We start from the raw sequence: 20829 nt of genomic DNA, 5'->3' as shown, positions 1-20829 counted from the left end.
GTATTGCAGGAACCCCGCCTTTCGCGGGGTTCTTTGCATATTTGACCATTCCTCGGCGGGACGGTAAGTTGATTGACGACAACGATGCCGGGAGCCGCCATGAACGATGATCACAGCGTAGACGCATGGGCTGTCTCGGCAGAATCGGCGGATCAGGTCAGTCCATCACCGGGCAGCGGCGCTGTCAAGCGGGCCGGATTCAGTCAGCCGCGCCCTATTTTGCGGTCGCGGGTTTTTCTCTATGTGACGGAGTTCTTCTCGGGTATGGCCGTCATGGCCGCCGAGCTGGGGGCCTCCCGCTTGCTGGCTCCTTACTTCTCTTCCTCCCAGATCGTGTGGACCATCATCATAGGGACCATCATGATCGCCCTGGCCCTGGGTGCCGTGGTCGGCGGCCGCTGGGCCGACAGGAACCCCGACCCGGACAGGCTCTACCTGTGCATTATGGCCGCGGCCGTCTGGATCGCCCTGATCCCCCTGGTCGGCAAGTATCTGATCATCCTGATCTCGGGACTGCTGATCGTGGCCGTCTCGACCAACTTCCTGGTCCTGGCGGCCTTCATATCCTGTCTGATAATCTTCGTTCCGCCCCTCTTCCTCCTGGGCACCATCACCCCCGGCCTGGTCAAGAGCGCCACCGATTCCCTGGACGACAACGCTTCGGTGGTCGGTCGGCTCAGCGCCTGCAACACCGTGGGGTCCATCCTGGGCACTTTCCTGCCCACCTTTGTGACCATCCCGGCCGTGGGGACCTTCGTCACCTTCCTGATCTTCTCCGGGATACTGCTCCTGGTGGCCTTGGTCTACTTCCTTTCCTCCCATGCGCACCGCCTGGCCTGCCTGATCGCCACGGTGGCCTTTGTGGTCTCAGCCGCCCTGTCACCGATGACGGGGTTCGCCTTCTGGGAGAAGGGCCTGGCCTACGAGGGCGAGTCCATCTACAACTACCTGCAGGTCAAAACCCTGGCGGACAGAACCATCCTTTCCACCAACGTCCTCTTCGGCGTTCAGTCGGTGACCATGAAACATCCCGGGATGACCGGCATGTACTACGACACGGCCCTGGCGGCACCGCTCATGGCCGATCAGGCCCGCTCGGCCCTGATCCTGGGCATGGGGACCGGGACCTACGCCCGGCAACTGAGGCGGTACTATCCTCGGATGGCCATCCAGGGGGTGGAGATCGACCGGACCATTAGTGACCTGGCCACCAAGTATTTTGATCAGCCCGCCGATATTCCGGTTTCCACCTACGACGGCCGAGCCTGGCTGGCAGCCAGTGGCCAGCGCTTCGACCTGATCATGGTCGATGCCTATCAGGACATCACCATCCCCTTCCAGATGAGCTCCACCGAGTTCTTCAATTTGGTCAGGAAGCACCTGAATCCGGGCGGGGTCATGGTGGTCAACATGAACATGATCGACGACGGTCAGGGGTCCATCAATGCAGCCCTGACCAATACCATCACCAGGGTCTTCGGATCCGAGGCCATTTTGACGGCCGACGTGCCACAGACCACCAACCGCGAGCTCTTTGCGCGTCGCCCCGCTTCCGACGATTTTCCGGGATCAGAAGGAGATAAAAAGGGGTCCATGCGGGACTACCCGGGTTCCGATCTGCTGGCGGAGGCGGCCGCCAGGGTCAGCCCTGATCCGGACCTGTCCCAGATGATGGAGCAGGTCAGCTCCCGTCTGAGCACGGTCGGGGATGCAAAGGGGAGGATATTGACCGATGACAATGCGCCGGTGGAGTTGTTGGGCATGCACGCCATCGACGGCATCATCAGCAGGGAGGCCGGCCCCTACCGACGGATTCTTCAGCGTGAGGGGATTCAAGGACTGATCCGGGAGGTCTCTTGATGGGCCGCCGCAATGCCGAGCGCCTTGGAAGCATGGAAACAGGGAAGTGGGGCGTTAGAATATGGCCTAAAGACCAGCGCTGATGAAGAGAACCGGAGGTTAAGCGGTAGTGGACGGTGATCATCAGGAGGGGCTGACTGCATTATTGGATCAGTTCCTGGCCTACACCGGTCTGGAGCGGGGTCTTGCACCCGCCACGGTCAAGGCTTATAAGTCCGATCTGACCATGTACATCGACTGGTTGTCCGGTCGTGGCATCACCGGTCTGGAGCAGATCCAAACCGCCGACGTGGAGGGCTTTCTGGCCCATCTGGCCGACGAGAGCCCGGCCAGCCGCTCGCGGAGGATGGCCGCCGTCCATGAGTGGCACCGGTTCGCCCTCAAGCAGGGGGTGACCGACCGGGATGTCTCCCGTACCGTCAAGGCTCCCAAGGGCACCTCAGCCCTGCCGGATGTGCTGGATGTGGACCAGGTGACCCGGCTGCTGGATGTGGCCGCCATGGGCGGGTCCAAGGATCCGGTGGTCCTGCGCGACAAGGCCCTGCTGGAATTCATGTACGCCACCGGCTGCCGGGTCTCGGAGGCCGTCGGCACCGACCTGGAGGACATGGACCTCAACGAGCGGGTGGTCCGTCTGACGGGCAAGGGCGACAAGCAGCGTCTGGTGCCCATGGGCTCCTACGCCTGTCAGGCCATGCAGGCCTACCTGAATCTGGGACGGGCCAGCCTGTGCAATCGGGCCACCAAGGGCAGGGAGCTGCGGGCCGTCTTCCTCAACAAGCGGGGCAAGCGGCTGACCAGGCAGACGGTCTGGCAGGTGGTCAGGGATGCCGGTCGCCGGGCTGGCCTGAACAGACCCCTGCACCCCCACACCCTGCGGCACTCCTTCGCCACTCATCTGCTGGAGGGAGGCGCCGACGTGCGTTCGGTCCAGGAGCTGCTGGGCCATGCCTCGGTGACCACGACGCAGATCTACACACACGTCAGCCCGCAGGCCCTGATGGAGACCTACCAGACCGCCCATCCTCGCGCTCGCTGACCCGCCAACCCGCGAATGCGGTCGGAAACTTGATAGGGTAGAGGCATGCCTACGGATTTGTTAGGGCGCGAGTATGAGACGTTCGCTGCCCCGGAGCCTTTGAAACAGCACGGCCCGGCCCGTGTCCTCGCCATGTGCAACCAGAAGGGCGGCGTGGGCAAGACCACCTCATCGATCAACATCGCCGGGGCCATGTGCCAGTATGGGCGACGGGTGCTGATCGTGGATTTCGACCCCCAGGGCGCGGCCACCGTGGGTCTGGGCATCAATGCCAACAGCGTTGACAACACCATTTACACCGCCATGTTCGACACCTCCCTGGATGTTCATGAGGTGGTCCGGCACACCCGTTTCGACGGTCTGGACATCATTCCGGCCAACATCGATTTGTCGGCCGCCGAGATTCAGCTGGTCACCGAGGTCGGTCGGGAGCAGGCCCTGGCAGCCACCATCCGGCCTCTGCGGCAGGAGTATGACGCCATCATCATCGACTGCCAGCCCTCGCTCGGTCTGCTGACCGTCAACGCGTTGACTGCTGCGGACGGGGTCATCATTCCCGTGGCGGCCGAGTTCTTCGCCCTGCGTGGCGTGGCCCTGCTCATGCAATCCATAGAGAAGGTCCGCAGCCGCATCAACCCCGACCTGCAGATCTACGGGGTGCTGGTCACCATGTACACCAAGACCCTGCATTCGGACGAGGTGCTTCAGCGCATCTACGAGGCCTTCAAGGGTAAGGTCCTGCACTCCATCATCAGCCGGTCCATCAAGCTGCCCGACGCCACGGTGGCCGGCGAGCCCATCACCATGTTCGCTCCCGAGCACAAGACCGCCAAGGAGTATCGGGAGGTCGCCCGGGAGCTGATCGCCCGCGGCATCGTGGCGTGAGCGGATCAGCGGACGGCTTCGCCGTCGACCTGGATGTCTACCAGGGGCCCTTCGACCTGCTGCTGGGCATGCTGGCCAATCGGAAACTCTCCCTGACGGAGGTTTCGTTGGCCTCCATCACCGGGGAGTTTCTGGACTATGTGCGCACCTTGGACTTCAGTCAGGGACTGGACCAGGCCAGCGCCTTCCTGGATGTGGCCTCGGTTCTGGTGGAGGCCAAGAGCGCCGCCCTCCTGCCTGTGGAGGACGAGTCCATGCGCGACCAGGCCTCCATAGATGCCCTTCGAGAGCGTGATCTGCTCTTCGCCAGGCTGTTGCAGTACCGGGCCTTCAAGCAGGCGGGGCAGGACTTTCGAGCCAGGCTGGCCGCCAACTCGGGCCGCTACCCGCACCCCGGCCATCTGGAGCCCCAGCTGGCCCATCTGCTGCCTGATCTGGTCTGGACCCTGAAGCCGGAGGATCTGGCCCTGCTCTGCGCCAATGCCCTGGTCAACGCTCCGGCCTCAGAGGTTCGGCTGGACCAGCTTCACGTGCCCCTGGTCGATCTGAACAAGGAGGCCGACCAGGTTCGTCAGGCCCTGCTGGAACAGCCCGGTCAGCCGGTGGCCTTCGCCGATCTGGTCGCCTCCTCCAAGGGCCGGGCTCAGGTGGTGGCCCGATTCCTGGCCGTGCTGATCTTCTTCCGGCAGGAGCTGATCCAGTATCGTCAGGATGGCCCATACCAGCCGCTCTACCTGCGCTGGGTAGGGCCGACCCAGGAGCCGGAAACGGCCTTGATCAGTGAGGGGGACTTCACATGAGCCAAACCTCGGCTCCCGACACCCGTCCCGAATATGTGGACTTCGACGTGCAGGACTTTCCCGGAGGATTGGCCGCCTGCCTGGAGGCCATTTTGGTGGCCACGGACCGGCCGCTGACCGCAGAGGACTTCTCCCGGGTGCTGGCCGTGGATCCGGAACCGGTCAATGCCGCCCTGGAATCGTTGGCCGAGTCCTACAGCGACCGAGGATTCGAACTGCGTCGGACCGCCCGGGGCTGGCAGCTGACCAGCCGGGCCGCCTACCAGCCCGTGGTGGCGGCTTTCGTCAAGGACGGCCAGACGGCACGCCTCTCCCAGGCGGCCCTGGAGGCCCTGGCCATCGTGGCCTACCGACAGCCCATGACCCGTGCCCAGGTGGGCCAGATCCGCGGGGTCAACTCCGACGGGGTCATCCGGGCCCTGCTGGTGCGCGGCCTGGTTCGCGAGGAGGGCCTGGACGAGCAGACCCATGCCGCGCTCTTGGTCACCACCGACCTCTTCCTTGAGCGGATGGGTCTGCAATCCTTGGAGGATCTGCCCTCCCTGGCCCCCTTCCTTCCCGACGAGGACTCGGCCCTGGCCCAGGCCCGCCAGGAGTTGTCCGGCCAGCTTCAGTCCCCGGATCCGGCCCAGGGTTCGCCCCAGGGCGAGGAGCAGTGAACGCCTGTCACACAAGGCGGTTACACTTGTCTCTGTTTGTCCAATTCCTGGACCACGCCAGCCGGCAGACAGGTCGGTAAGGGCATGGATAGCATTCACGAGAATGAGGTTTTGATGGCGGTACGCGGCGATATACGAAATGTGGCGATTGTGGCACACGTTGACCACGGCAAGACCACCCTGGTCAACGCCATGCTGCAGCAGTCGCACGTCTTCTCCGAGCGGGAGGAGGTGCCCGATCGGGTCATGGACTCCAACGACCTGGAGAAGGAGAAGGGCATCACCATCCTGGCCAAGAATACCGCCGTCAAGTATACAGGCCCACTGGCAGCCAAGCTGGGCCAGCCCGACGGCATCACCATCAACGTGGTGGACACCCCCGGCCACGCCGACTTCGGCGGCGAGGTGGAGCGCGGCATCTCCATGGTCGACGGCGTGGTACTGCTGGTGGACGCCTCAGAGGGGCCCCTGCCCCAGACCCGCTTCGTCCTGCGCAAGGCCCTGGAGGCCAAGCTGCCCGTCATCCTGGTCATCAACAAGACCGACCGGCCCGATGCCCGCATCTCCGAGGTGGTTTCCGAGTCCACCGATCTGCTTCTGGGTCTGGCCCAGGACGTGAGCGAGGAGGGAGTGGACCTGGACCTGGATTCCCTCCTGGACCTGCCGGTCATCTACTGCGCAGCCAAGGCCGGCAAGGCCTCCGTCAACCAGCCAGCCGACGGTGCCGTGCCCGACAACGACGACCTGGAGCCGCTCTTCGAGGCCATCCTGAACAACATCCCCGCCCCGGAGTATGAGGATGGAGCCCCCCTGCAGGCCCATGTGACCAACATCGACGCCTCCGACTACCTGGGCCGTCTGGGCCTGGTGCGCATCTACAACGGCACCCTGACCAAGGGCCGCCAGTACGGCCTGTCGCGCGTGGACGGGTCCATCGAGAACTTCAAGCTGACCGAAATCCTGCGCACCAAGGGCCTGCAGCGCTTCCCGGTGGACGAGGCCGGCCCCGGCGACATCGTGGCTGTGGCCGGTGTGGAGGACATCATGATCGGCGAGACCATCGTCGACCAGGACGATCCCCGCCCCCTGCCCCTGATCCACGTGGACGACCCGGCCGTCTCCATGACCTTCGGCACCAACGATTCGCCCCTGGCCGGCACCGAGGGCAAGGACCACAAGCTGACCGCACGCATGCTCAAGGACCGTCTGGACCGCGAGCTGATCGGCAACGTCTCCATCAAGGTGCTGCCCACCGACCGTCCCGACGCCTGGGAGGTTCAGGGCCGTGGCGAGCTGGCCCTGGCCATCCTGGCCGAGCAGATGCGCCGCGAGGGCTACGAGCTGACCGTGGGCCGCCCCCAGGTGGTCACCAAGACCGTGGATGGCAAGCTTCAGGAGCCCATGGAGTCCGATACCATCGACGTGCCCGAGGAGTACATGGGCGCGGTCACCCAGCTCATGGCCGATCGCAAGGGCCGCATGGAGACCATGACCAACCACGGTTCCGGCTGGGTCAGGATGCAGTTCACCGTGCCCTCCCGTGGCCTCCTGGGCTTCCGCACCGCCCTGCTGACCGCCACCCGAGGCACCGGCATCTCCTCGTCGATCTCCGCCGGCTACGCCCCCTGGGCGGGTGACATCAAGACCCGGCAGAACGGGTCCATGGTCTCCGACCGTTCCGGCAAGGCCAGCCCCTACGCCATGCAGAAGCTCCAGGCCCGCGGCGAGTTCTTCGTCAAGCCCCAATCGCCCGTCTACGAGGGGCAGATCGTGGGTATCAACAACAAGCCCGGCGACCTGGACATCAACATCACCCTGGAGAAGCACATGACCAACATGCGTTCCTCCACCGCCGACGTGCTGGAGACCCTGACCCCGCCCATCGACATGAGCCTGGAGGAATCCCTGGACTTCGCCAACGATGACGAGTGCGTGGAGGTGACCCCCGAGTCCATCCGCGTGCGCAAGATCATCCTGGACAGGGATGCCTGGTACAAGTGGAACGCCCGCCAGCGCAGGGCCAACAAGAAGTAAGTCTTCTCTCACAATCAGAACAGTCCGACCCGGCCGCCCTACGGTGACCGGGTCGGACTAGTCTTGAACCCATGAAGTCTCAGGTTTCCAAATCCAAGGGCCCAGCCGCCTCCCATTCGACGGGGGAGTCTGGCAAGGCAAGTCCCTTCCGTTGCCTGCTGGGCCTGCCAATCGGCCTGGTGGTGGGCGTGCTGGGGACTCTGGTCCAGCGCTCCGGGGCCGCTCAGGGTCTGCCCTGGGGGATGGTCCTGGCCTACCTGCTGGTGGCCTTGGCCGCCTGGTGGGTCCGTTGCGACAGCGGCACCATGGGTCTGGCACTGCATCTGGTGGCTTCGACGGTCACGGTCTGGCTGCTTTCCATGCGGGGGCCGGGCGGCGATGTGCTCATGCCCTACGCCAACTTCCCTGCATTCTTTGCCAAGTATGCGGTCTTTCTCTGGATGGGCGGGCTGGTTCTGATCCAGACCCTGGCCATCTGCCTGCCGTCCTCCTGGTTTGCTGACGGCCCCCTGCGTCGTCGGGGGCGATCCGCTTGAGCCAGGCTTCGTCAGACCGTATTCCCCTGTATTTCCTGGGACCCGAGGGGACCTTCACCCATCAGGCCGCCCTCGAGGCCTCCAGCCTCATGGCGACAAGGCTGGGCTGCCAGGCGGATCTGATGCCTTGCACGGACGCGGCTGCCATCGTGGCCGCTGTGGAAAAGGGCCGAGGTTGGGGAGTGCTGGCCTGGGAGAACAACGTGGAGGGCCATGTGGTGCCCAACATGGATGCCCTGATTGACGCTCAGGCGGTAGCGGGCTTCGGCATGGTCCGCCTGCCCATCGTCTTCGATGCCTTCGTCCGGTCCGACCATGGTCCCCTGCGCCAGGTCGGGGCCCATCCTCACGGACTGGCCCAGTGCAAGGGCTTCATCAAAGAGACCGGCCTGGATCCGGTGACAGCCAACTCCAACGCTGCGGCCTGTCGTGATTTGAGGACCGATCAGGTGGCTCTGGGGCCGCGCATCTGTGGGAGCCTCTACGGACTGGAGACCTACCGGCGTGAGGTGCAGGACTATCAGGGGGCCTGCACCGACTTTCTGATGCTGGCACCCCGGGATCAGGCTGCCGGGCTGGCACGCCGCCTGGCGCCGGCAGGGGATTTCGAGTCCATCGTCACCTTCATTCCCCTGAATACCGGGCCGGGCGTGCTGGCCAACCTGCTGGACCGCCTGCGTGATGCGGGCCTGAACATGACCTCTTTCATGTCCCGGCCCATCAAGGGGCACGACGGGACCTACAGCTTCGTAGCCAGCATCGACGCCGCACCCTGGCAGAAGGGCCTGCATCGGGTGCTTGCCGACCTGCTGGACAGGGGGGACTGGCTCAAGACCCTGGCGGTCCATCCGCGCACCCCGCATCCAGCGCCCCCCATCCGTGAATGGATGCTGCCCAGGGCGGGGGCCTTCCGGGGTGAGGACCCCGATTCCGAGACGATCAGCAAGGAGTTGTTATGGTAGATGAATCCGCGCCCTTCCCACACATGGACCTGTCAGGGCCCGAGCACATGCATCCAATAGCAGGCATGGCCGCCTCGCCGGTGCTGACATCGGCCCACAAGATCGCCGTGGCGGGCCTGGGTCTGATCGGCGGATCGCTGGCTCGTCGCCTGGCCGCCCGGGGTCGATTCGTGATTGCGTGGAACCATAACGACCGTCCCTATGAGCAGGCCCGTAGCCAGGGAATCCATTGCGTTGACACCTTGGAGGAGCTGGCCAAGGGCAAGGCCGACGTGCTTGTGCTGGCCACCCCCTTGCGGGCCATGCCCGACGTGCTCCAGACCTTGGCACCCGTGCTGACCCGTGGCACCACCCTGACCGACGTGGGCAGCGTCAAGGGTCCGGTCCGCAGGCAGGTCGAGCAGGCCGGTCTGGCCGATCGTTATGTAGGCGCCCATCCCATGGCAGGCAGCGAAGGCTCCGGCTATGAGGACTCGGACCCGGCCCTTTTGGAAGATGCCCTTTGGGCTCTATGCGTCGATGAGCATACGGACTACAGCCGCTTTTTGACAGTGGCCGACATGGTCACCCAGGGGCTTGGCAACCGGCTGATTGTCCTGGACGATGCCACCCATGACCGTGCTGCGGCATTGATCTCGCATATGCCCCATGTGGTGGCCACCGCCCTGGCCAACATGCTGACAAGGTCGCCTGACCGCCGTGTGGCTTCGGCCCTGGCGGCCGGATCCTGGCGGGACATGACCCGTGTGGCCCTGACCGACCCAGAACGGACCCGGGCCATGGTGGAGGAGAACGCCGACCAGGTGGCCGACCTTCTGGATGTCCTGGTCGAGAATCTGCAGGGCATGGCTTCCCTTTTGCGGGTTCAGAAGCCGGAGACCGGCGAAAGGCGTAGGGACTTCTTCCTCCAGACCGATCCCTTCCGGCGCTATAAGGCTGCCTTGAGCGACCAGGAGCAAATCTCCACAACTGATTTGGAACTGGATTCGCAGGAGGGCAACTGGCGGAAGGATCTGCTGGATTCGGCCCTGCGCGGGGAGCAGGTCTCGGCCTTCCTGACCACAAGCCGGGCCCGGGTGTTGCACCCGCCGGTCATCGACTGAGATCGGAGGGGTCCGGTCGGGGCGAACGGCGTTCCGGGACCGGTTTCAGCGCCACCATGTCTGCCGCCTGAAGGGTCACGCGCTCTCCGGGACGCGACCCATTGGCCGCCGGATCCCTGTCCAGGATCAGCCGATGCCCGTTCCAGTCGACCACATGGCCCACATAGTCGCGGAACTTGGGCCTTCCGTCATCCGGGTCCGATCCCAGGGCAATCCTGACCACCAGCCGTGCTCCGGCCGGTATGGTTGCTGGCAAACGCATGGCCATCCACCTCCTGGGTCAGTATCGCCTGCGGCTGCGACGAGGGCTTAAGCGCCTAGACTGTATTGCACATGCAACACAGCCAAGCGAAGGGAGCGCCCGTAGTGGACCAGGATCTGCAGGACTTTACCGACTATCTTTCCCGGGTTGCAGGCAAGAGTCCCAATACGGTGCGTTCCTACCGGGCCGACCTGTCGGGCTTCCTGCACCTGATGCATCTGCATGGCATCGATGACCCAGCGCAGATCGACCTGGCCACCATCAGATCCTGGCTGGCTCACGAGGCATCGACCCATGCCCGATCGACCATGGCCCGGAAGACGGCCGCACTGAGGTCCTTCTTCGGCTGGCTGAGCCGGCACGACCGGATCAAGACCGACCCCACCCTGGCCCTGAGCAGCCCCAAGCAGTCCGAGCATCTTCCTCGGATTCTGACGCATGACCAGGCCCGCACCCTGATGGATACGGTCGACCAGGATCCGGTCGAGCCCCGGGAGGACGCGAAAGTTCAAGCGGCCCTGCAGGTGCGGGATGCTGCCATGCTGGAGCTGCTGTATGCCACGGGCATGCGTGTGGCCGAGCTCTGCGGACTTGACCTGGATGATGTGAACCGGCACAGCCGCACTGTCAAGGTCCTGGGCAAGGGATCCAAGGAGCGGGTTCTGCCCTATGGCCTGCCCGCCGACCGTGCTCTGGACCGTTGGCTGGGGGAGGGGCGTCCGGTCCTGGCGGGCGCAACGGCCAAATCGTCCCTAAAGGCAGGTCATGCCCTCTTTCTGGGTCAGCTGGGCGGCAGGGTTGGTCAGCGTCAGGTCCGCAAGGTGGTCCACCAGGCGGCCGGTCAGGCCGGTGTGCCCGACATCGCCCCCCACGCCCTGCGGCACTCGGCCGCCACGCATATGCTGGATGGGGGAGCCGACCTGCGCGAGGTTCAGGAGATGCTGGGCCACTCCTCCCTGCGAACCACCCAGCGCTACACCCACGTCTCCATCGAGCAGCTGCGGGCCCGGTACAGGCAGGCGTTTCCCCGGGCCTGAGATTCGGCAAGTGAGACGAGACCTGTCCTGTGAAACATACTGGTATCAGAATGTGGCGTATCGCAGCCTACACGTCGGTCAAGGAACGGCGGTCAAGAACCTTCCAAGTGTATGCGCGAGAATGAGAGTCGGCTAAAGGGGAGCAGCAGCAATGAAAAAGGGATCACAGCTTACGCTCGTATCCGTAACCATCTGTGCCTTGGCGCTCTTGGCAAACGGCTGCGGCAGTGGCAGCGGCACCAACACCGAGGGTGCCGAACAGTCGTCCGGCAGCCAGGCCAGCAACAACGCCGTGGTCTCGGTCCACGGATGTGAGCCCGCCCAGCCGCTCATTCCCAGCAGTACGGCGGAGAGCTGCGGCGGGCAGGTCGTAAACGCCATCAACTCCAGACTGGTCCGCTTTGACGACCAGGGCAAGGCCCACAATGATCTGGCTTCGGAGATCAAGGGCAACGACGACATGTCCCAATACAAGATCACTTTGGCTGATGGGCGCAAGTTCTCGGACGGCACCCCCATCACGGCCAAGTCCTTCACCAAGGCCTGGTCCTGGAGCGCCAACGTGACCAACGGTCAGCTGAACGCCAGCTTCTTCGCCAACATCAAGGGCTTTGAGAACCTGCAGAAGCAGGGCGTGCCTGCGGATGCCCAGTTCTCCGGATTGAAGGTCATCGATGACAAGACCTTCACCGTGGACCTCAGCTCGCCCTCGTCCACCTTCCCCATCCAGGTGGGCTACATGGCCTTTGCGCCCCTGCCCGAGTCCTTCTACAGGGATCCCAAGGCCTTCGGGGAGAACCCGGTCAGCTCGGGTCCCTACAAGTTTGAGTCCTGGCAGCACAACGCCCTGATCAAGCTTGGCAGGAACAGCGACTACGACGGGGAGGTCAAGGTCCAGAACGGTGGCATCAACTACAAGGTCTACACCGACCTTGGTTCCGCCTATTCGGATGTGCAGGCGGGCAACCTGGATGTGATCGACAGGATCCCCACCTCCGCCGTCAAGACCTTCATGACCGACAGCATGGTGCAGAGCTACAACAAGCCCGGATCCGGTCTGCAGATGTTCACCATTCCCACAGCCATGGAGCACTTCGGCCAGGATCAGGAGGGTCACCTGCGTCGTCAGGCCATCTCCATGGCAATTGACCGCAAGATGTTGATCGACAAGGTCCTGGGCGGTCTGGGTGTCCAGCCCACCGACTTCACCGCACCTACCATCCCTGGCTATGCCAAGAACCTCAAGGGTTCGGACAACATCAAATACAACGCCAAGAAGGCCAAGGAGTACTGGGCCAAGGCCGACGCCATCAGCCAGTGGCCGGCTGACAGGACTTTCAGGATGCTCTACAATGCAGACGGCGGTGCCAAGGATTTCTATGACGGCATGGCCAATTCCATCAAGAACACGCTCGGAATCAAGGCCGAGTCCACCCCCGTGCCCACCTTCAGCGAGTTTCGTGGCAACATCAAAAAGCGCCTCTACAATGATGCGGCCTTCAGGTCATCCTGGTCGCCGGACTACCCATCGCCTGAGACCTACCTGATGAGCAACTTCGCAAGCTCTGCGGCCGATGGGAATGGGTCCAACGACGGCGACTACAAGAACCCCAAGTTCGATGCCCTGCTCCAGCAGGCAGCCAAGGCCAAGGACACCGATGAGGCCAACAAGTTCTTCCAGCAGTCGGAGGAGATTCTTCTGCAGGACATGCCGGCGGTGCCGCTCTACTACGCCAACAACACCGGTGCCTCTGCCAAGATGGTCCATGGTATGCGTCTGGGCTGGGATGGCTTCCCGATCTTCGCGGAGCTTTCCAAGGACCAGTGATGTCAAGCAGCTGCGGGCCTGAGACCGGGAAATGAGATGAGACTTGCTTTACGAAACATCTTCGTACCAGAATATGGCGTAATGTGGCTTACACGTCAGTCAGGGATCCTTGAGGTTCGGTCATCCCAGTGTTCCTGGTCATAGACGTGAGGTTGACACTCAGTAAATATAAGAAATATAGGGAGCAGCAATGAAGAAGGGTTCACAGCTTACGCTCGTGTCCGCTACCATCTGTGCCTTGGCGCTTTTGGCAAGCGGCTGCGGTGGAGGTTCAGACACCAAGGGCGCACAGCAGTCGTCCAGCAGCCAGTCCAGCAACAATACCGTCATTTCGGTCCATGGGTGTGAACCGGCCAAGCCGCTCATTCCCAGCAACACAGTTGAGAGCTGCGGCGGGCAGGTCGTGGATGCCATCAACTCCAAGCTGGTCCGCTTTGACGACCAGGGCAAGGCCCATAATGATCTGGCTTCGGAGATCAAGGGCAACGATGACATGACCCAGTACAAGGTCACCCTGGTCGATGGGCGCAAGTTCTCGGACGGCACCCCAATCACGGCCAAGTCCTTCACCCAGGCCTGGTCCTGGGCGGCCAATGTGAACAACGGCCAGCTGGCTTCCAGCTTCTTCGCCAACATCAAGGGCTATGACGATCTGCAGAAGCAGGGCGCGCCTGCGGACGGGCAGCTGTCCGGTCTGAAAGTCGTGGATGACAAGACCTTCACCGTGGATCTGAGCTCGCCTTCGTCCACCTTCCCCATTCAGGTGGGCTACACCGCCTTTGCGCCGCTGCCTGAGTCCTTCTATAAGGACACCAAGGCCTATGGCGAGAACCCGGTCAGCTCGGGTCCCTACAAGTTTGAGTCCTGGCAGCACAACGCCATGGTCAAGCTCCGCAAGAACACCACCTACAAGGGTGATATCAAGGTCCAGAACGGCGGCATCGACTTCAAGGTCTACACCGACGTTGCTGCGGCCTACTCCGATGTGCAGGCGGGCAACCTGGACGCGATCGATACCATTCCCACCTCGGCCCAGAAGACCTTCATGACCGACAACCTGGTTCAGGGCTACAACAAGCCTGGTTCCGTCCTGCAGATGTTCACCATCCCGACCACCATGGAACACTTCGGCCAGAACGAGGAGGGCCACCTGCGTCGTCAGGCCATCTCCATGGCTCTGGACCGCAAGATGCTGATCGACAAGGTCCTGGGCGGTCTGGGTGTCCAGCCCACCGACTTCACCGCGCCGGCCATTCCCGGCTACTCCAAGAACCTCAAGGGTTCCGATAATCTGAAGTACAACGCCAAGAAGGCCAAGGAGTACTGGGCCAAGGCCGATGCCATCAGCAAGTGGCCTGCCGACAAGAGCTTCCAAATGGTCTACAACGCCGACGGCGGAGCCAAGGACTTCTACGACGGCATGGCCAACTCCATCAAGAACACACTGGGGATCAAGGCCATAGCCACGCCTGTGCCCACCTTCAGCGAGTTCCGTGGCAACGTCAACAAGCGCGCTTACAACGATGCGGCCTTCCGGTCGGCCTGGTCGCCTGACTACCCCTCGCCTGAGAGCTACCTGCTGAGCAACTTCGCCAGCTCGGCTGCCGATGGCAACGGGTCCAACGACGGCGATTACAAGAATCCCAAGTTCGACGATCTGCTGAAGCAGGCTGCCAAGGCCAAGGACACCAATGAGGCCAACAAGCTTTTCCAGCAGGCTGAGGAGATCCTTCTGCAGGACATGCCGGCGGTGCCGCTCTACTACGCCAACAACAAGGGTGCGTCAGCCAAGAATGTGCATGGATTGACTCTGGGCTGGAACAGCTATCCGAACTTCGCGGAGTTGTCCAAGCAGAAGTGATGATCGTGCCGGAAACGGCATAATCCGTCGTCACTGACCCGGCCGGATCCGCATCAAAGCGGATTCGCGCCCGGGTCTTGTGTACTGGCGGCGGATTCGGGAAACCAACCAAAGGAAAGAGCAGCATATATGAAGAAGCAATCGGCCCTGACCATTGCTGGCGCCGGACTGTGCGTCATGGCGCTCACGCTGGGCGCCTGCGGCGGATCCGGCGGATCCGACTCCTCAGCCAAGGGGACCGACAGCGGCAGCTCGGATGCCGTCATCTCGGTCTTCAACCCTGAGCCGGCCAATCCACTCATTCCCAGCATGACCAACGAGGTGGGCGGCGGCAACCCCATCGACGTCATGTTCTCCAAGCTTGTCCGCTTCGACGACAAGGGCAAGCCAGCCAACGAGATCGCCAAGCAGATCAAGGCCAACGAGGACAACACCCAGTACACCGTGACCATCAACGACGGCTGGAAGTTCTCGGATGGCACCCCGGTCACCGCACAGTCCTTCACCAAGGCCTGGTCCTGGGCGGCCAACATCGCCAACAAGCAGCTGGGTTCCAGCTTCTTCGCCAACATCAAGGGCTATGACGACCTGCAGAAGGAGGGCACCCCTGGCGATGCCCAGCTGTCCGGCCTCAAGGTCATCGACGACAAGACCTTCACCGTGGATCTGACCTCGCCCTCGTCCACCTTCCCCATCCAGGTGGGCTACACCGCCTTTGCCCCGCTGCCTGAGTCCTTCTACAAGGACACCAAGGCCTTCGGCGAGAAGCCGGTGACCGTGGGACCCTACAAGTTCCAGTCCTGGGAGCACAACAAGGCCATTAAGCTGGTCAAGGATCCTTCCTACAAGGGCGGCATCAAGGTCAAGAACGGCGGCATTGAGTTCCGCGCCTACACCGATGCCACCGCAGCCTACCGCGACGTGCAGGCCGGCAACCTGGATGTGCTGGACACCCTGCCTGCCTCGGCTCGCAAGACCTTCCAGACCGACAACACCGTCCAGGCCATCAACGACCCGGGCTCGGTCATCCAGATGTTCACCATCCCCAGCTACATGAAGCACTTCGGCCAGGATCAGGAGGGCAAGCTCCGTCGCCAGGCTATCTCCATGGCCATCGACCGGCCAACCATCATCAAGAAGGTGCTGTCCGGAACCGCCAAGGAGGTCCACGACTTCACGGCCCCCGTCATCCCCGGCTATTCAACCAGCATCAAGGGATCCGACGTGCTCAAGTATGACCCGTCCAAGGCCAAGGAGCTCTGGGCCGAGGCCAACAAGATCTCCCCCTGGGGCGAGGGCGACACCTTCAAGATCGCCTTCAACGCCGATGGCGCCCACAAGGAGATCTACGACGCGGTCACCAACTCCATCAAGAACGCCCTGGGCATCCAGTCTGCGGGCAATCCTCTGCCCACCTTCAGCGAGTTCCGCTCCAACGTGCAGAACCGCAAGTTCACCGACTCGGCCTTCCGCTCCGGTTGGCAGCCTGACTACCCCTCGCCCGAGAGCTACCTGTCCAGCAACTTCGCCAGCTCGGCAGCCAACGGCAATGGGTCCAACGACGGTGACTACAAGAACCCCGAGTTCGATGAGCTGATGGACAAGGCGGCCTCCGCCAAGAACATCGACGAGGCCAACAAGATCTACCAGCAGTCCGAGGAGCTGCTCTTCCGCGATCTGCCCGCAGTCCCGCTCTACTATCAGAACTCCAACGGCGTGGCAGCCAAGAACATCAAGGGATTCTCCTTCACTTGGAAGGGAACCCCCGCCTACTACAACCTCAGCAAGTGAGGTGACGGGAGTCTGAATCCCGCACCTTAAAACTGACACCGCCCGGGCCGGCGCGGAAGGATCCACTCCGCGTCGGCCTTGGTGTTCTTGCACCCCTGTTGAGGTGTGCTGGTAGACTCAAACAAGAATTTTTGCGGCGGCCCCGATCCCCATGCCGATCCCGGTCGCGGATGACAAAGGAGAATAGCCGATGGGAAAATATCTTCTGCGACGTATTCTGCAGATGATCCCCGTCGTTCTCGGTACGACACTGCTGATATACGCGCTGGTCTTCGCGCTTCCTGGCGACCCTGTGGCCGCCATGTTCGGGGACAAGCCGGTCAACCAGGCCGTTGCCGCACAGATACGCTCGGAATACAATCTCGACAAGCCCTTCATCGTGCAGTACGTGCTCTTCCTGAAGAACGCGCTGACCTTGAACTTCGGTAACACCTTCGCCGGCCAGCCCGTCATCAGCGTGATCGGCAGGGCCTTCCCGGTGACTATCAAGCTGGCCCTGATGGCCTTCGTCTTCGAGGGCATCTTCGGCGTGATCTTCGGCATCATCGGAGGCCTGACCAAGGGCAAGTGGTCGGACAACATCATTCTGGTCCTCTCCCTGCTGCTGATTTCGGTGCCTACCTTCGTCACCGGCTTCATCCTTCAGTACCTGTTCGGCGTCAAATGGAAGCTTTTGCCAGCCACAGCCGGAGCCAATCCGGGCTTCATTGATCTGCTCATGCCGGCCATCGTGCTGGGGTCGGTATCCATGGCCTCCATCATCCGTCTGACCAGGACGGAGATCACCTCCAACATTTCCGAGGACTACGTGCGCACGGCCCGGGCCAAGGGCATGAGCAACCGGTCCGTCATTATGCGGCACGTGCTGCGCAACTCCCTGATCCCTGTGGTCACCTACCTGGGCGCCGACATCGGCGGACTCATGGGAGGGGCCATGATTACCGAGCGTATCTTCAACATCCAGGGTGTCGGCAACACCCTCTACCAGGCCATCCTGAGGGGCGAAGGCACCCTGGTGGTCTCCATCGTGACCATTCTGGTCCTGATCTTCGTCATAACCAGCCTCCTGGTCGACCTGCTCTACGCAGTGCTCGATCCGCGGATCAGGTATGCGTGAGGGAGAGGGACCGACTATGAGTGAAACGGCAATGAACGAGTCAAGCGAACAGAACGAAAGCCAGGCCCGCGTATACTTCCCCGACCCCTTGCCGGGGCAGGAGCGGTTCGTGGCCCCCATCGACGAGACACCCCTTCGCGAGGTGGACTCGGTGGATGAGGACGTGCCGCCCACCAGCATGTGGGCCGACGCCTGGAAGACCCTGAGGCGCAACCCGCTCTTCATCATCTCCGCAATCCTGGCGATCGTGGTCATCCTGGTGGCCCTCTTCCCCAACCTCTTCGCCAAGCAGGACCCCATGGCCTGCAACCTGTCCAACTCCGTGGAGCCGGGTCGGCCGGGACACCCCTTCGGCTTCGACCTGCAGGGCTGTGACGTCTACAGCCGTGTCATCCACGGGGCCCGGACCTCGGTGGCCATCGGCATCATGACCACCATTCTGGTTACCGTCTTCGGCGGACTCATCGGCGCAATCGCTGGATTCTTCGGTGGCTGGGTCGACGCAGTGCTCAGCCGCATCACCGACATCTTCTTCGCCATCCCCATGATTCTGGGCGCCATCGTGCTCCTGCAGATGTTCCGTACATCCACCTCACTGTGGAAGATCATCCTGACCCTGACCCTCTTCGGCTGGGTCAACATGGCGCGTATCACCCGAAGCGCCGTCCTGGAGGCCAAAAACCTGGAATTCAACACCGCATCCACGGCCCTGGGCTCCACGCCCCTGCGCAACCTCTTCCGGCATATCCTGCCCAACTCACTGGCCCCGGTCATCGTCATGGCCACCATGTCGCTGGGTACCTACATCGTCTCCGAGGCCACGCTGAGCTTCCTGGGCATCGGCCTGCCCTCCACCGTGGTCTCCTGGGGCGGGGACATCTCGACGGCCCAGACCCTCCTGACCACCAACCCCTCGGTCCTCTTCTATCCATCCGCAGCCCTGGCCATCACCGTGCTGGCCTTCATCATGATGGGCGACGCGGTCAAGGATGCATTGGATCCCAAGAGCAGAACGGCCTGAGTGGAGGAAGCATGACTGAAGCAGACAAGAACATGACCACCAATCAGGAGCAGCAGCCCCTGCTCGACGTGCGGGACCTGCAGGTGGACTTCACCGCCGATGGACGCACGGTCCACGCGGTTCGCGATGCCTCCTTCAACGTCTATCCCGGCCAGTGGGTGGCCATCGTGGGGGAGTCCGGCTCGGGCAAGTCCACCTCTGCCATGGCTGTGCTGGGCCTTCTGCCCGGTACCGGCAAGGTGACCGGCGGCAGCATCCGGCTCAAGGGCCGCGAGCTGGTGGGCCTGGATCGCAAGGACTACGAGGCGCTGCGCGGCTCCCAGGTGGGCCTGGTTCCGCAGGACCCCATGAGCAATCTGAACCCGGTCTGGCGCATCGGCTCCCAGGTCAAGGAGGCGCTGACCGCCAACCATATGGACGTCTCCCGGGAGAAGCGCTCCCGGCTGGCCAAGGCCCTGGCCGGCGACGAAGAGGTGAAGGTAAAGAAGTCCGACGACGAGCTCTTCATCTCCTCCAAGGATCTGCCTGGCCTGCTCGAGGCCGCCCGTAAGGCCCTGAACGATGCCGGGGTCGCCGACGTGGACAAGACCATGGAGGCCATGAAGGCCGAGTGGGATGTGGGCTCCGAGACCCGCTGGGGCGTGGCCAAGTCCCTGATCGACGCCGGTGTGGATGACGACACGGCCTGGACGCTGGCCAAGGAGCATGTGACCGGCTCGGACATGAACGACCGCATCGCCGGCCTGCTGTCCGAAGCTGGACTGCCCGAGGCCGCCACCAGAGCCCGGCAGTATCCACACGAGTTCTCCGGTGGTATGCGTCAGCGCGCACTGATCGCCATCGGCCTGGCCTCACGGCCCGACCTGCTGATTGCGGACGAGCCAACCAGCGCCCTGGATGTGACCGTCCAGAAGCGGATTCTGGACCACCTGCGCAGCCTGACCGAATCCCTGGGCACCGCCGTGCTCTTCATCACCCATGACCTGGGTCTGGCGGCTGAGCGCGCCCAGCACATCGTGGTCATGTACCGGGGTCAGGTGGTGGAGTCCGGGCCCAGCCTGGAGGTCCTGCAGCACCCCCAGCACCCCTACACCAAGCGGCTGGTCCAGGCTGCGCCCTCACTGGCCTCTCAGCGCATCATCTCCGCCAAGCAGCGCGGCCAGGATGCCGAGGGCCTGCTGGAGCACCACGTCAAGGGCGAGAGCACCCTGGAGCGCAGCGAGCACGTCATCACCGTGGAGCACCTGACCCGCGAGTTCAGGCTGCCCCGGCGCAAGGAGATGTTCAAGGCCGTGGACGACGTCTCCTTCTCGGTCAAGCGGGGGACCACCCTGGCCATTGTGGGGGAGTCCGGTTCGGGCAAGTCCACCGTAGCCAACATGGTCTTGCACCTGCTGAAGCCCACCTCGGGTAAGGTGACCTACGAGGGCCAGGACATCGCCGGCTTTGGCGGTCGTCAGCTCTTGGAATTCCGGCGGCACGTACAGCCGGTCTTCCAGAACCCCTATGGCTCCCTGGACCCCATGTATTCCATCTACCGCTCCATCGAGGAGCCCTTGCGCATCCACAAGATCGGCAACGCCAAGTCCCGGCAGAAGCGGGTCAAGGAGCTGCTGGACATGGTGGAGATGCCCGAGTCGGTCATGGGGCGCTACCCCAACGAGCTCTCCGGCGGACAGCGTCAGCGCATCGCCATCGCCCGGGCCATGGCCTTGAATCCGGATGTGATCATCTGCGACGAGGCCGTCTCCGCCCTGGACGTGCTGGTCCAGGACCAGGTGCTGCGGTTGCTCAACGACCTGCAGGCCGAGCGAGGACTCAGCTACCTGTTCATCACCCACGATCTGGCCGTGGTCAGGCAGATCGCCGACGAGGTGGTGGTCATGCAGCACGGCCGGCTGGTGGAGCATGCCACCACCGACGAGGTCTTCGACCATCCGCAGCGTCAGTACACCAAGGATCTGCTGGACGCCATCCCCGGTGGCAAGCTGCGCCTGGGTCTTGACTAGGTATCCTTTGCACAGACTCACAAGG

The 20829-nt window shown here is 63.0% G+C and carries 17 protein-coding genes; 16 read left to right on the top strand and 1 reads right to left on the bottom strand.

The genetic code is table 11. The features are described 5' to 3' along the window. Positions 1-99 precede the first annotated feature (99 nt). The 9 genes from AACP62_RS04505 (at position 100) to AACP62_RS04465 (ending at position 9878) form a co-directional block, all read left to right on the top strand. Entirely contained in the window at positions 100-1860 is a 1761-nt protein-coding gene (locus AACP62_RS04505) for a spermidine synthase (protein WP_339346690.1), read from the top strand. A 109-nt stretch (positions 1861-1969) separates the two neighbouring features. Continuing rightward, positions 1970-2899 carry a site-specific tyrosine recombinase XerD gene (gene xerD, locus AACP62_RS04500; RefSeq protein WP_339346688.1) on the top strand — a complete coding sequence of 310 codons (930 nt, stop codon included), beginning with the start codon at positions 1970-1972 and terminating at the stop codon, positions 2897-2899. A gap of 45 nt (positions 2900-2944) precedes the next feature. After that, entirely contained in the window at positions 2945-3784 is an 840-nt protein-coding gene (locus AACP62_RS04495) for a ParA family protein (RefSeq protein ID WP_015021621.1), read from the top strand. Beyond that, positions 3781-4584, top strand: coding sequence for a segregation and condensation protein A (locus AACP62_RS04490; RefSeq protein WP_339346687.1), 804 nt, complete (start codon positions 3781-3783; stop codon positions 4582-4584). Before AACP62_RS04495 ends, AACP62_RS04490 begins: the two co-directional genes overlap by 4 nt. After that, complete coding sequence (gene scpB / locus AACP62_RS04485) at positions 4581-5243, top strand: SMC-Scp complex subunit ScpB (protein ID WP_339346686.1); 663 nt, start codon at positions 4581-4583, stop codon at positions 5241-5243. Before AACP62_RS04490 ends, scpB begins: the two co-directional genes overlap by 4 nt. A gap of 114 nt (positions 5244-5357) precedes the next feature. Further along, positions 5358-7277 carry a translational GTPase TypA gene (gene typA, locus AACP62_RS04480; protein WP_198183920.1) on the top strand — a complete coding sequence of 640 codons (1920 nt, stop codon included), beginning with the start codon at positions 5358-5360 and terminating at the stop codon, positions 7275-7277. 71 nt (positions 7278-7348) lie between these two features. Beyond that, positions 7349-7813 (top strand): alcohol dehydrogenase, encoded by a 465-nt coding sequence (locus tag AACP62_RS04475; RefSeq protein ID WP_198205933.1) that lies wholly within the window; start codon positions 7349-7351, stop codon positions 7811-7813. After that, positions 7810-8775, top strand: coding sequence for a prephenate dehydratase domain-containing protein (locus AACP62_RS04470; RefSeq protein ID WP_339346684.1), 966 nt, complete (start codon positions 7810-7812; stop codon positions 8773-8775). Before AACP62_RS04475 ends, AACP62_RS04470 begins: the two co-directional genes overlap by 4 nt. Before the next feature lie 65 nt (positions 8776-8840). Then, complete coding sequence (locus AACP62_RS04465; protein ID WP_339347284.1) at positions 8841-9878, top strand: prephenate dehydrogenase; 1038 nt, start codon at positions 8841-8843, stop codon at positions 9876-9878. On the opposite strand, the gene AACP62_RS04460 is transcribed toward AACP62_RS04465, so the two are convergent. After that, positions 9868-10140 (bottom strand): DUF6725 family protein, encoded by a 273-nt coding sequence (locus AACP62_RS04460; protein WP_198206091.1) that lies wholly within the window; start codon positions 10138-10140, stop codon positions 9868-9870. The two genes, AACP62_RS04465 and AACP62_RS04460, sit on opposite strands and share 11 nt — an antisense overlap. Before the next feature lie 71 nt (positions 10141-10211). On the opposite strand from AACP62_RS04460, the gene AACP62_RS04455 reads away from it, so the two are divergent. The 7 genes from AACP62_RS04455 to AACP62_RS04425 all read left to right on the top strand — a co-directional run bounded on the left by AACP62_RS04455 (position 10212) and on the right by AACP62_RS04425 (position 20804). Then, on the top strand, positions 10212-11177 hold the full coding sequence (locus tag AACP62_RS04455) for a tyrosine recombinase XerC (RefSeq protein ID WP_425332906.1): 966 nt from the start codon (positions 10212-10214) through the stop codon (positions 11175-11177). A 151-nt stretch (positions 11178-11328) separates the two neighbouring features. Continuing rightward, entirely contained in the window at positions 11329-13005 is a 1677-nt protein-coding gene (locus tag AACP62_RS04450) for a peptide ABC transporter substrate-binding protein (RefSeq protein ID WP_339346681.1), read from the top strand. A 190-nt stretch (positions 13006-13195) separates the two neighbouring features. Further along, positions 13196-14866, top strand: coding sequence for a peptide ABC transporter substrate-binding protein (locus AACP62_RS04445; protein ID WP_029678003.1), 1671 nt, complete (start codon positions 13196-13198; stop codon positions 14864-14866). A gap of 129 nt (positions 14867-14995) precedes the next feature. Beyond that, complete coding sequence (locus AACP62_RS04440) at positions 14996-16657, top strand: peptide ABC transporter substrate-binding protein (protein WP_339346679.1); 1662 nt, start codon at positions 14996-14998, stop codon at positions 16655-16657. 190 nt (positions 16658-16847) lie between these two features. Continuing rightward, complete coding sequence (locus AACP62_RS04435; protein ID WP_029678005.1) at positions 16848-17774, top strand: ABC transporter permease; 927 nt, start codon at positions 16848-16850, stop codon at positions 17772-17774. 31 nt (positions 17775-17805) lie between these two features. Next, positions 17806-18795 carry an ABC transporter permease gene (locus AACP62_RS04430; protein WP_029678006.1) on the top strand — a complete coding sequence of 330 codons (990 nt, stop codon included), beginning with the start codon at positions 17806-17808 and terminating at the stop codon, positions 18793-18795. Positions 18796-18806: 11 nt separating this feature from the next. Continuing rightward, complete coding sequence (locus AACP62_RS04425) at positions 18807-20804, top strand: dipeptide ABC transporter ATP-binding protein (protein ID WP_339346676.1); 1998 nt, start codon at positions 18807-18809, stop codon at positions 20802-20804. The last annotated feature ends 25 nt before the right edge of the window (positions 20805-20829 follow it).

Origin of the sequence: Bifidobacterium apis (assembly GCF_036986835.1) — a bacterium.
Classification (GTDB): Bacteria; Actinomycetota; Actinomycetes; order Actinomycetales; family Bifidobacteriaceae; genus Bombiscardovia; species Bombiscardovia apis_A.
Note: the sequence above shows the minus strand (reverse complement) of the source record. Positions and strands in the feature narration are given on the sequence as shown.